At 59.4% G+C, this 12,554-nt stretch carries 11 protein-coding genes; 8 read left to right on the forward strand and 3 right to left on the reverse strand.

Annotated features, from left to right (window positions below; all coding sequences use genetic code 11):
• Positions 1-22 precede the first annotated feature (22 nt).
• The gene (locus tag AWM69_RS03340) at positions 23-439 is read left to right on the forward strand and encodes a MerR family DNA-binding transcriptional regulator (protein ID WP_131652865.1); all 417 of its coding nucleotides are present in this window, start codon (positions 23-25) and stop codon (positions 437-439) included.
• A gap of 82 nt (positions 440-521) precedes the next feature.
• On the forward strand, positions 522-1,418 hold the full coding sequence (locus tag AWM69_RS03345; protein WP_218725770.1) for a hydroxymethylglutaryl-CoA lyase: 897 nt from the start codon (positions 522-524) through the stop codon (positions 1,416-1,418).
• Between the two features lie 645 nt (positions 1,419-2,063).
• On the opposite strand, the gene AWM69_RS03350 is transcribed toward AWM69_RS03345, so the two are convergent.
• Positions 2,064-3,749 (reverse strand): AMP-binding protein, encoded by a 1,686-nt coding sequence (locus AWM69_RS03350; protein WP_218725771.1) that lies wholly within the window; start codon positions 3,747-3,749, stop codon positions 2,064-2,066.
• Positions 3,750-3,955: 206 nt separating this feature from the next.
• Here AWM69_RS03350 and AWM69_RS03355 point away from each other — a divergent pair, with 206 nt between their 5' ends.
• From AWM69_RS03355 to AWM69_RS03370, 4 genes are read left to right on the forward strand one after another with little or no spacing between them, the layout of a single operon-like run.
• Positions 3,956-5,119, forward strand: a complete 1,164-nt coding sequence (locus AWM69_RS03355; RefSeq protein WP_218725772.1) for an isovaleryl-CoA dehydrogenase — start codon at positions 3,956-3,958, stop codon at positions 5,117-5,119.
• 11 nt (positions 5,120-5,130) lie between these two features.
• Entirely contained in the window at positions 5,131-6,738 is a 1,608-nt protein-coding gene (locus AWM69_RS03360) for a carboxyl transferase domain-containing protein (RefSeq protein WP_131652861.1), read from the forward strand.
• Between the two features lie 50 nt (positions 6,739-6,788).
• On the forward strand, positions 6,789-7,607 hold the full coding sequence (locus AWM69_RS03365) for a gamma-carboxygeranoyl-CoA hydratase (protein ID WP_218725773.1): 819 nt from the start codon (positions 6,789-6,791) through the stop codon (positions 7,605-7,607).
• On the forward strand, positions 7,604-9,553 hold the full coding sequence (locus tag AWM69_RS03370; RefSeq protein WP_218725774.1) for an acetyl/propionyl/methylcrotonyl-CoA carboxylase subunit alpha: 1,950 nt from the start codon (positions 7,604-7,606) through the stop codon (positions 9,551-9,553). Before AWM69_RS03365 ends, AWM69_RS03370 begins: the two co-directional genes overlap by 4 nt.
• A gap of 60 nt (positions 9,554-9,613) precedes the next feature.
• Here the strand turns inward: AWM69_RS03370 and AWM69_RS03375 are convergent, their stop codons facing one another.
• Entirely contained in the window at positions 9,614-10,270 is a 657-nt protein-coding gene (locus AWM69_RS03375; protein ID WP_048379437.1) for a LexA family transcriptional regulator, read from the reverse strand.
• Positions 10,271-10,399: 129 nt separating this feature from the next.
• Between AWM69_RS03375 and AWM69_RS03380 the strand changes: the two genes are divergently transcribed.
• Positions 10,400-10,747: a DUF6124 family protein gene (locus tag AWM69_RS03380; protein WP_131652858.1), complete on the forward strand. Its 348-nt coding sequence runs from the start codon at positions 10,400-10,402 to the stop codon at positions 10,745-10,747.
• A gap of 49 nt (positions 10,748-10,796) precedes the next feature.
• Here AWM69_RS03380 and AWM69_RS03385 read toward each other — a convergent pair whose 3' ends face one another.
• Positions 10,797-11,849, reverse strand: coding sequence for a Glu/Leu/Phe/Val dehydrogenase dimerization domain-containing protein (locus AWM69_RS03385; RefSeq protein WP_218725775.1), 1,053 nt, complete (start codon positions 11,847-11,849; stop codon positions 10,797-10,799).
• A gap of 188 nt (positions 11,850-12,037) precedes the next feature.
• Here AWM69_RS03385 and AWM69_RS03390 point away from each other — a divergent pair, with 188 nt between their 5' ends.
• Positions 12,038-12,505 (forward strand): Lrp/AsnC family transcriptional regulator, encoded by a 468-nt coding sequence (locus tag AWM69_RS03390; protein WP_016782348.1) that lies wholly within the window; start codon positions 12,038-12,040, stop codon positions 12,503-12,505.
• The last annotated feature ends 49 nt before the right edge of the window (positions 12,506-12,554 follow it).

Raw genomic sequence — 12,554 nt, forward strand, 5'->3', positions numbered from 1 at the left:
ACGATTTTTCCAGAGCCCGCCCATGAGCAGCCAGACGTACAGTATTTCCGACCTTGCCCGCGAGCTGGACATCACCACACGCGCCATTCGCTTTTATGAAGAACAAGGCTTGCTCGCCCCTGAACGGCGCGGTCAGGAGCGGGTGTACTCCGCACGGGACAAAGTCAGCCTCAAGCTGATTTTGCGTGGCAAACGCATCGGCTTTTCGCTGGCTGAATGCCGCGAATTGATCGAGCTCTATGACCCGAGCAGCGGCAATCAAAAACAGCTGAACAGCATGCTCGGCAAAATTGCCGAACGCCGTCAGCAGCTGGAACAGCAGTTGCTGGATATCCAGCAAATGCAGCTGGAGCTGGACACCGCCGAGGAGCGCTGTACCCAGGCGCTCGAGCAAACCATTAAAAGCCAGACGGCCTCCCGGACCTCGACAGTTCTATAGGCATGGCCTGCGTGCCAGGACACGCCAACGCACTGCACCTTCGCGCCTATAAGGCTTAACGCTATTTAACAGGTGAACCCCCATGACACTCCCCACCCATGTGCGCCTGATCGAAGTCGGTCCGCGCGACGGCCTGCAAAATGAAGCCATGCCCATCAGCGTGGCAGACAAGGTGCAGCTGGTTGACGCGCTGACCGACGCCGGGCTTGGCTATATCGAAGTCGGCAGTTTCGTTTCGCCCAAATGGGTGCCGCAAATGGCAGGCTCCGCTGACGTCTTCGCCCGGATCCAGCACAAGCCCGGGGTGGTCTATGGCGCGCTGGCGCCCAATTTGCGCGGTTTTGAAGACGCCGTGGCGGCAGGCGTCAAAGAAGTCGCCGTGTTTGCGGCCGCCTCCGAAGCCTTCTCGCAACGCAACATTAATTGCTCGATCAGCGAAAGCCTGGCGCGTTTTGTACCCATCCTTGAAGCCGCACAACAGCACGGGATCAGCGTGCGCGGCTATGTGTCCTGCGTGCTCGGCTGCCCGTACGAGGGCAACGTGTCCCCGCAACAGGTCGCGGCCGTGGCCAAAGAGCTGTACGCGATGGGCTGCTATGAGGTGTCCCTGGGCGACACCATCGGCACCGGCACACCGAACGCTACACGGGCGATGTTCGAGGCGGTCACCGCGCACGTGCCGCGACAAAAACTCGCCGGGCATTTCCACGACACCTACGGGCAGGCGCTGGTGAATATTTACGCGAGCCTGCAGGAAGGGATCGCCGTGTTCGACAGCTCGATCGCCGGGCTCGGCGGCTGCCCCTACGCCAAGGGTGCCAGCGGTAACGTGGCCACCGAAGACGTGCTGTACATGCTCCAGGGCATGGGCATTGAAACCGGGGTCGACATGGACAAGCTGCTGCTGGCGGGGCAACACATCTGCAACGTGCTGGGTCGTGTTACCGGTTCACGGGTGGCCAGGGCGCGCCAGGGCTAAAAGTGTTCCGCGGTGTTACCGCTCTGTCACTGAAACGAGTAACACGGAAACAAACCGACCGGCCTCCAGGCCGGTTTTTTATTGCCATAAAACACAAGCTATTGATTTATAACGACTTTTAAAAGTTGGCACGGCTCCTGCTATCTCTATGGCATAACAAGAATAAAAATTGCAGCAACATAATAAAAACAATACGAAACGACTCTGACATAACAAAAACAACACGGCAGAGACGCAGCTAACAGATTTTTTTGGAGAAGGTTTACTTTTCCGGGGAGCTCACAAGCCACCTCGCAACCGGGCAGAGAATAATAAAACTACCTTCAGGTAGCACCCGCACAGGTTGGATCACAGGTTTGATAGCCCGTGATAAAAGTGGATCAGCGCTCAAAAAAATACGTTTGCTCTTGATCCCGGATGGGGATCACCAAAACAGCGACAAAGGGCCACGGTTCCAAAAACAACAATAGACCGCCCCTCAATAATAAAAAAAGAGCACGCAACGACAAATTAAAGGGGAGCCTCGGCTCCCCTTTGTGCTGTCTGGACAACCTGAAAACCGCAAACCTCTAGCACAGGAACGAGCGGCCAGCGGCAGCATTGCCACGTAATGCACACTCGCGCCTGCAAGGTTTCGCCGCCCTCTCAGCGCAGTTGCTGGCACTCCTGAATGCTGATTTCGCGCATCTTGAACTTCTGGATCTTGCCGGTCACGGTCATCGGGAATGCCTCGACAAACTTGAAGTAGCGCGGTGTCTTGAAATGGGCGATCCGTGATTTGCACCAGGTCTGCAATTCCAGTTCATTGGCCACGTGTCCCGGATGCAGCTTGATCCAGGCGACGATCTCTTCACCGTACTTGGCATCCGGAATCCCTACCACCTGCACATCGGCCACCGCCGGATGCGTGAAGAAAAACTCTTCAAGCTCACGCGGGTAAATGTTTTCGCCGCCACGAATAATCATGTCCTTGTTGCGCCCGACAATGCGCACATACCCCTGCTCGTTCATCTCGGCCAGATCACCGGTGTGCATCCAGCCTTCGCTGTCGATGGCTTCCCGGGTGGCCTGCGGATTGTTCCAGTACCCCAGCATCACGCTGTACCCCCGGGTACAGAGTTCACCTGTCTGACCGCGCTCAACGATGTTGCCTTCTGCATCGACCAGTTTGTTCTCCAGTTGCGGCTGGGTACGTCCCACCGTCGTCACCCGCAGCTCCAGATCATCCGTCGGGCCGGTCTGGATCGATACCGGGCTGGTCTCGGTCATGCCATAGGCAATTTGCACCTCGCCCATGTGCATCTCGCGAATCACCCGACGCATCACTTCGATGGGGCACGTTGCCCCGGCCATGATCCCGGTGCGCAGGCTCGACAGATCAAACCCGGCCCGTTGCGGATGGTCGAGCATGGCGATAAACATGGTGGGCACGCCGTACAACCCGGTCGCGCGCTCTTCGGCAACCGCTTGCAAGGTCAGGCCCGGGTCGAAAGCATCACTGGGATAAATCATGGTCGTGCCATGAGTCACGCACCCCAGATTACCCATGACCATGCCAAAGCAGTGATACAGCGGCACCGGGATTACCAGCCGATCGCTGGATGTCAGCCCGAGGCTTTCGCCGACCATATAGCCATTATTGAGAATGTTGTGATGACTGAGGGTGGCCCCTTTCGGGAAACCTGTGGTGCCGGAGGTGTACTGAATATTCACCGGCTGATGGAACTGCACACTGGCCTGACGGGCATAGAGCTGGCTGACCGGCACCCCGGCGCCTGCCGTCGCGAGTTGCGACCAGGGCATGAAACCGCACGGCGGTTGCTCGCTGAGGCTGATGACCCCGCGCAACGCTTCAAAGCGCTCACTCTTGAGGTGCCCTGTCGGTTGCCCGGCCAGCTCCGGGATCAACGTCTGGAGCATGGCGTGATAATCGGATGTCTTGAACGCACCCGCGCACACCAGCCACTGACAGGCCGACTGTTTGAGCACGTACTCCAGCTCGGCGAGACGATAGGCCGGGTTGATATTGACCAGAATCACGCCGATTTTGGCACTGGCAAACTGGCAGATGAACCATTCAACACAGTTGGGCGCCCACACCCCGAGCCGGTCACCCGCTTCCAGCCCCAATGCCAGTAGCGCTCTGGCGTGCAGATCAACCGCCTGCCCCAGTTGCGCCCAGGTATAGCGCTGGCGCTGATGGCAGACGACCAGCGCCTCGCCTTCAGAATAACGTGCAACCGTTTGATCGAAAGCCTGACCGATGGTCATCGCCAGCAGGGCCTTATCTTGAGCGCCCTGGCTGTAACTGGGGACAGATTGCGACTTCATGGCAACTCCTCTTGTGATTGTTTTGGGAGCATGAGCAACGCGGATCTCGGCGCTGTCTCTAGAGGGAGAACGGTCATTACTCTGGCCTAAGTTGACGTTAACGTAAAGGTCATTGACAGCCTTGATCGCCAAGTTTACGTTAACGTAAAGCATACCCGTGGCGATGCCGCCATCGCCCCCAATAAGAACAACGATCAAGGTGCACCATGAGCTACCCGACTTTGAACTTCGCCCTGGGCGAAACCATCGATATGCTGCGCGATCAGGTCCAGGCCTTCGTCGCCGCTGAACTGGCGCCGCGAGCGGCGCAAATCGACAAGGACAACCTGTTCCCCGCAGACATGTGGCGCAAGTTCGGAGACATGGGCCTGCTGGGCATCACCGTCCCTGAAGAATACGGTGGCACCGGCCTGAGCTATTTGGCCCACGTGGTGGCGATGGAAGAAATCAGCCGCGGCTCCGCCTCCGTCGCCCTCTCCTACGGCGCGCACTCCAACCTGTGCGTCAACCAGATCAACCGCAACGGCAGTCACGCGCAAAAACTCAAATACCTGCCCAAGCTGATCAACGGTGAACATGTCGGCGCGCTGGCCATGAGCGAGCCCAATGCCGGCTCTGACGTGGTGTCGATGAAACTGCGCGCTGACAAGCGCGGTGACCACTTTGTGCTTAACGGCAGTAAAACCTGGATCACCAACGGCCCAGACGCCAGCACCTACGTCATCTATGCCAAGACCGACCTGGAAAAAGGCGCACACGGTATCAGCGCCTTCATCGTCGAGCGTGACTGGAAAGGCTTCAGCCGCAGCAGCCACTTCGACAAGCTCGGCATGCGCGGTTCGAACACCAGTGAACTGTTCTTCGACGATGTTGAAGTGCCTGAAGAGAACCTGCTCGGCACACTGAACGCCGGGGTCAAGGTATTGATGAGCGGCCTCGACTATGAACGCGTGGTGCTGTCGGGTGGCCCTACCGGGATCATGCAGGCCTGTATGGATCTGGTGGTGCCGTATATCCACGACCGCAAACAGTTCGGCCAGAGCATCGGTGAATTCCAGCTGATCCAGGGCAAGGTGGCGGACATGTACACCCAGCTCAACGCCAGCCGCGCCTATCTGTATGCCGTGGCTGCTGCATGCGAACGGGGTGAAACCACGCGCAAGGACGCGGCCGGGGTGATTTTATACAGCGCCGAACGCGCCACACAAATGGCCCTCGACGCGATCCAGATCCTGGGCGGCAACGGCTACATCAATGAATTCCCGGCCGGGCGCCTGCTGCGTGACGCCAAGCTGTATGAAATCGGTGCCGGAACCAGCGAAATTCGCCGCATGCTGATTGGTCGCGAACTCTTTAACGAAACCCGCTAAGGAGCGCGTCCATGTCCATTCTGCACACCACCCTCAACCCGCGCTCGGCCGAGTTCGCCGCTAACCGTGACGCGATGCTCAAGCAAGTCGACGCTCTGCACCGGCTACTGGCCGAGGTGCAACAAGGCGGAGGCGCCAAAGCCCAGGAGCGTCATACGTCACGCGGCAAATTACTGCCCCGCGAGCGTATTGACCGCCTGCTGGACAGTGGCTCGCCTTTTCTAGAGCTGAGCCAGTTGGCGGCGTATGGCGTTTACGGCGAAGACGTTCCGGCCGCCGGAATTATTGCCGGGATTGGTCGGGTCGAAGGTGTGGAGTGCATGATTGTCGCTAACGATGCGACGGTCAAAGGCGGCTCGTACTACCCGCTCACGGTCAAAAAACACTTGCGGGCACAGACGATTGCCGAGCAGAACCGTCTGCCGTGCATCTACCTGGTGGACTCGGGCGGCGCCAACCTGCCCCGTCAGGATGAGGTGTTCCCGGATCGCGAGCACTTTGGCCGGATCTTTTTCAACCAGGCTAACCTGAGCGCAGCGGGCATCCCGCAAATTGCCGTGGTCATGGGCTCATGTACCGCAGGCGGCGCCTATGTGCCGGCCATGGCCGACGAAGCAATCATGGTGCGCCAGCAAGCGACGATTTTTCTCGCCGGCCCGCCTCTGGTCAAAGCCGCCACCGGTGAAGTGGTCAGCGCTGAGGAGTTGGGTGGCGCCGATGTGCACTGCAAGATTTCCGGGGTCGCCGATCATTACGCCGACAGTGACGAGCACGCGCTGGCACTGGCCCGACGCAGCGTGGCCAACCTCAACTGGAGAAAACTGGGGCAGTTGCAGCAGCGCACGCCGCTGGCACCGCTGTACAGCAGTGATGAGCTGTACGGGATAGTCCCCGCCGATGCCAAACAGCCCTTTGATGTACGCGAAGTGATTGCACGGCTGGTCGACGGGTCGGTCTTCGACGAGTTCAAAGCCCTGTTCGGCACCACGCTGGTGTGCGGCTTCGCGCATCTTCACGGGTATCCGGTCGCGATCCTGGCCAACAACGGCATTTTGTTTGCCGAGGCCGCGCAAAAAGGCGCGCACTTTATCGAGCTGGCCTGCCAGCGCGGTATTGCGCTGGTGTTTCTGCAGAACATCACGGGCTTTATGGTCGGGCAAAAGTACGAAGCCGGCGGCATTGCCAAGCACGGTGCCAAACTGGTGACTGCCGTGGCCTGCGCCCGGGTTCCCAAGTTCACGGTGATCATCGGCGGCAGCTTTGGTGCAGGTAACTACGGCATGTGCGGCCGGGCCTACGACCCACGCTTTCTGTGGATGTGGCCCAACGCACGCATCGGCGTAATGGGGGCAGAACAGGCCGCCGGGGTTCTGGTACAGGTCAAGCGTGAGCAGGCGGAGCGCAATGGCCAGACGTTCTCGGCACGCGAAGAGGCTGAACTCAAACAGCCGATTCTTGACCAGTACGAACAGCAGGGCCACCCCTACTATTCCAGCGCCCGCTTGTGGGATGACGGAGTCATCGATCCGGCGCAAACCCGTGACCTGTTGGCGCTGGGCCTGTCAGCGGCGTTGAACGCACCGGTCGAGGCGACGCGCTTCGGTGTGTTCCGCATGTAACCGCAGCCCCAGACATTCCCTTTGCGTGCAGCCATTAAGGACTGACGGACATGATCGATTTCAACACCCTCGAACTGCAAACCGATCCACGGGGCTTTGCCACCCTGTGGTTGAGCCGTGAACAAAAGAACAACGCCTTTAACGCCGAGATGATTCGCGAGTTGATCCTCGCCCTGCATGCGGTGCAGGGTGATCCCGACGTACGTTTTCTGGTCCTGCGCGGACGCGGCAAGCATTTCAGCGCCGGTGCCGACCTGGCCTGGATGCAGCAATCGGCCGAGCTCGACTACCACACCAACCTCGACGACGCCCGGCATCTGGCCGAACTCATGTACAACCTGGCCAAGCTGAAAATACCGACCCTGGCCGTGGTTCAAGGCGCGGCTTACGGTGGAGCGCTGGGCCTGATCAGCGCCTGCGACATGGCCATCGGAACGCATGACGCACAGTTTTGCTTGTCAGAGGTGCGCATCGGACTGGCGCCTGCCGTCATCAGTCCGTTTGTGGTGCAGGCCATCGGTGAACGCGCCGCGCGGCGCTACGCCCTGACCGCCGAACGCTTCAGTGGCGAACGCGCCCGCGAACTGGGATTGCTGTCAGAAAGCTATGCGGCTGACGCGCTTGAACAACAGGTCGCGCACTGGGTCGACAACCTGTTGCTCAATAGCCCGCACGCCATGCGTGCCTGCAAGGATCTGCTGCGTGAAGTCAGTCACGGCGCACCGACCCCGGCCATTCGCCGCTATTGCGAAAACGAAATCGCCCGGATCAGGGTCAGCCCCGAAGGCCAGGAAGGCTTGCGCGCCTTTCTGCAAAAACGCACACCCAACTGGCAGTCTGCCCCATTGACCCAGGAACCACGCCCATGACTTCCCCCATGCTGACAACGCTGCTGGTGGCCAACCGGGGCGAGATTGCCTGCCGGGTGATGCGCACGGCCAAAGCCCTGGGCCTGACCACGGTTGCCGTCCACAGTGCGACCGACCGGGATGCCCGGCATTGCCGCGAAGCCGATATCTGTGTCGACCTGGGCGGCAGCAAGGCCGCTGACAGCTACCTGAAAATCGACAAAATCATCGCCGCTGCCAAAGCCAGCGGCGCTCAGGCGATTCACCCCGGTTATGGTTTTCTGTCAGAGAATGCCGGCTTTGCCCGCGCCATCGAAGCCGCCGGGTTGATCTTCCTCGGCCCCCCGGCCTCGGCCATTGATGCGATGGGCAGCAAGTCAGCGGCAAAAGCCTTGATGGAGATCGCCGGGGTGCCTTTGGTACCGGGTTACCACGGCGAAGCCCAGGATCTGGAAACCTTTCGCGCTGCCGCCGAACGCATCGGCTACCCGGTGTTGCTCAAGGCAACCGCCGGCGGTGGTGGCAAAGGCATGAAAGTGGTCGAGGACGTCAGCCAACTGGCCGACGCACTGGCCTCGGCGCAGCGTGAGGCACTGTCATCCTTTGGCGATGCGCGCATGCTCGTGGAAAAGTACGTACTCAAACCCCGTCATGTCGAGATTCAGGTCTTTGCCGACCAGCACGGTCACTGCCTGTACCTGAACGAGCGCGACTGCTCGATTCAGCGCCGCCACCAAAAAGTCATTGAAGAAGCCCCGGCGCCAGGCCTGAGTGCCGCGCAGCGCCAGGCCATGGGTGAGTCCGCCGTCCGTGCGGCACAGGCCATTGGCTATGTCGGCGCCGGCACCGTTGAGTTTTTGCTCGATGCGCGGGGTGAGTTCTTCTTTATGGAGATGAATACCCGGCTCCAGGTCGAGCACCCTGTCACGGAAGCCATCACCGGGCTGGACCTGGTGGACTGGCAAATCCGGGTGGCCCGCGGCGAAGCGTTGCCGCTCACTCAGGCTGAAGTGCCATTGCATGGGCACGCGATTGAAGTGCGCCTGTATGCCGAAGACCCGGGCAATGACTTTCTGCCTCAAACCGGACGGCTTGAGGTGTACCGCGAGTCGGCGGCTGGCCCGGGGCGTCGGGTGGACAGCGGGGTTTGCGAGGGCGACGAGGTGTCACCGTTCTACGACCCCATGCTGGGCAAGTTGATCGCCTGGGGCGAAGACCGTGAGCAGGCGCGCCTGCGGCTGCTGGCCATGCTTGATGAGTTCGCCATTGGCGGCCTGAAAACCAACCTGAGCTTTTTACGACGCATCCTCGGACACCCGGCCTTCGCCGCGGCAGAACTGGATACCGGATTCATCCCGCGTTACCAGGAACAATTGCTGCCCGCCATTGAGCCTTTGCCCACAGCCTTTTGGACAGCGGCCGCTGAAGCCTTCCATCAAACCCGGCCCCACCCGGTTCGCCTCGATGACCCGGCTTCGCCCTGGTCGGCGGGTAACGGGTTTCGCAACGGTTTGCCTGCGCGCACGCTGTTGGCGCTGAACTGCAATGGCGAGCATCGGGTTATCCATCTCAGTGGCCAAACGGCCGTGCTGCAAGATGACCAACTGATCATTGAGCAGGCCGGCATACGCCGCCAGCACCTGGCCGTTCGCCGGGCAGATACGCTGTACCTGCGCTGGGAAGGTGAGCTGCACGGCATACGTACCGATGACCCGATTGCTGCCGCCAGCGCCAGCCACGCGGTGCAAGGCGGCCTGACGGCTCCAATGAATGGCAGCATCGTGCGCATACTGGTCGAGGTCGGCCAAGCCGTCGAGGCCGGCACCCAACTGGTGGTGCTCGAAGCGATGAAGATGGAACACAGCTTGCGGGCACCGCACGCGGGGGTGGTCAAAGCGCTGTTTTTCCAGGAAGGCGAGATGGTCAGCGAAGGCACTGCGCTGGTTGAACTGACCGAGTTGCAATAAGGCCCATAAAAAAGCGGCTACCGTTACCGGTAGCCGCTTTTTTGATGCTGGCGGGGCTGCTTAAAACTTGGCGGTTGCCTGTACCACCACCCCGATAATCCGGCACTGATCATCGAACAGCGTCTTGGGGTAGGTCGGGTTCAGGGGCTTGAGATAACGCTGACCGCTTTCTTCGATCAACTGGCGAAAGGTGGCGGCTTCAGACTCGGGCGTACGCGCAATCACCATTTTCCCCGGCCTGGCTTCGATGTCCGGGTCGACCAGGATCATCATGCCTTGCGGAATACTCACGCCGACCGGAGCCGTCATGGCATCGCCCGTCACCTGCAGCCAGAACGCCGGCCCTTTGGCGTAATGATCGCTGACTTCGAACACCGTGCCCGGTGCATAGCCCGCCTGCGCTTTCTCATTGACTTGACCTGCCGACACCCAGTCACTCACCGGATAACGGAAGGCTGATGTGATGTCGTAGGTATATTCATCAGGACCGGCCTCTTCGTTCGCACCACTGCGCTCACGAATGACCAGGGCCACTTCAAGGTGCTCCAGCCCAAGGGCATGCAGCACAGCGTTCATCGTCGGCAGATCAGGCTGACGACGCTTGTTAAGCCAATGTCCGACCCCGCCCTGGGAGGCCCCAACGCGTTCGGCTAGTTTTTCTTGCGTGAGTTTCAACTCGCGCAATTTGGTTCTGACTAAAGCGATCCATTTATCCATCTGCCGAACAATACGGATTGAATTCGGCGCAACAATACACATTATGTATTATTTGACCTATAGATAAAAATACCTAACGTACTAATCTGGATTTGCTGATTCGATTAACTTCCGAAATGCAGGTAAATCATGACTTCCATAACCCAGATGCCGCTTAAAACCGATCCGGATCCTGAGCTCGAAGCGTTGAAGGACAGCGCTGCCACGCAGCGCGCACTCGACTATTATTTGAAACCATCTGTTTCCCAACAGCTCAATGACCAGAAAGTGTTCCTGTTGCGCGAGGGCGTGAGTCAGGAAGAAGCGATGGTGCATGCTTCGGAACTGCTGCGTTGCGTCATCGCCACGGCACAGGGCTCCAGCGAGAGCCTGCAGGGCTCGCACCGCGACCTTGTGCTGGGCATGGTGTACTTCGTCGAGCTGGCCAAGACCTGCGTGGACAGCGTCGTTGATGCCCAGCAACTGCCTGCACGCTGACACGCGCAAACGGCGCTGGTGGCCCGCAGAGGGCACCAACGCCCTTCCCTCAGGCGTTCAGACGTTCCAGAGCAAGACTGTCAGCGATGCGGGTCGTGTTGCAATCCTCTGCCTTGGCTCGCAAAAAGATCTGACGCAGGGTTTCTCCGATCCGCTCAACATGCTCGCGCACTTGCTCAGGCGTCCCGCCGTTGTACTCGTAGGACACATCGATAATGCCGCCCGCATTAATGGCGTAATCCGGCGCGTGCAGACACCCTCGACGCCACAATTCATCGGCATGGGACGCTTTGGCCAGTTGGTTGTTGGCAGCCCCGGCGATGACCGGCGCCCGTAACAGTTGCAGGGTCTGATCATTGATGATCGCCCCCAGCGCGCACGGTGCGAACACATCCACATCCAGCCCGTAAATATCTTGCGCACTCACCGCATGGGCCCCCAGCTCATCGACCGCACGTCGCACATTGGCGTCCTGGATATCGTGTACCCACAATTGTGCACCTGCGGCTTTCAGTTGGCGTGCCAGGTCGAATCCCACCTGGCCCAGCCCCTGAATCGCGACCCGCAAACCGGTCAGGTCAGCGGTGCCCAAGCGTTGCAGGACGGCTTCGCGCAGCCCGATAAAAACCCCCAGCGCCGTCGAGGGCGATGGATCGCCACTGCGCAATCCGCCACCCAGTTGTTCACGCGTGCCAGCCCCTACGACATGGCGCGTACGCTGCCCCATCTGCGCCATTTCGGTCACTCCGGTGCCCGAATCAGCTGCCGTGATATACCGTCCGCCCATGCTTTCGACAAACCCGCCCATGGCCTGGAACAACGCTTCGCTCTTGTCCTTGCGCGGATCCGCGATGATCACCGCCTTGCCCCCACCCAACGGCAACCCGGCCAGCGCCGATTTATACGTCATGCCCCGGGACAAGCGCAGCACATCGTTCAAGGCCTGCTGCTCGTCGGCGTAGGGCCACATGCGACAGCCTCCCAACGCGGGGCCAAGCCGGGTGTTATGCACCGCGATAATGGCCTTGAGGCCCGTCGCCGGGTCGTGACAAAACTGAACCTGCTCGTGCTGATCGAATTCAGGGTGAGTAAAAATCGGCATTTCATTTCTCTCTTGTTTTAGCCTGCGGGTGGGCCAGACCGAAAAGTCAGTTTCTGACCCGACACACGGATACGCGACCCGTAGCAAAAGAGTGAAGGTTTAACGTGGGATTTTTCTTTCTAAATTGAAGGAAATCTTCTGATAATCTGCATGAAACCACCTAAAAAAATAAGAAAGCAGATCAGTTCATGCAGATCAAATTAAGCGCCATAGACCGCAAGATCCTTCGCTTGCTTCAGCACAATGCTGACCTCTCAGCGGCCGAAGTGGCAGAGCATGTGGAGTTGTCGCAATCACCCTGCTGGCGACGTATTCACCGACTGCAAGAGGAAGGCCTGATCGAGCGCAAGGTCGCCCTGCTCAATCCGAAAAAACTCGGGCTTAACGTCGTAGTGTTCGTCAATGTGCGCCTGTCCGGCCATGGGCGACGCCATTTGACTGAGTTCGAAGAAGCCATCACCGATTACCCCGAGGTGATCGAGTGCTACACGATGGCAGGCGACATGGATTACTTGCTGAAGGTCGTGACCCATGACATCGACAGCTATGAGCGTTTTTTACGCGATCACTTGCTGCAGAAGCCACACGTCCAGGAAGCGCACTCGAATATCGCCATGAGCGAGGTCAAACGCACCACAGAACTGCTACTGGACTGAGAAAGGTCGCGTATACAAGCCCCGGAATAGAGCCTTTAAGCGAGGAATG

The sequence above is a fragment of the Pseudomonas sp. D1HM genome, from assembly GCF_019266105.1.
In the GTDB taxonomy this organism is placed as follows: Bacteria; Pseudomonadota; Gammaproteobacteria; order Pseudomonadales; family Pseudomonadaceae; genus Aquipseudomonas; species Aquipseudomonas taetrolens.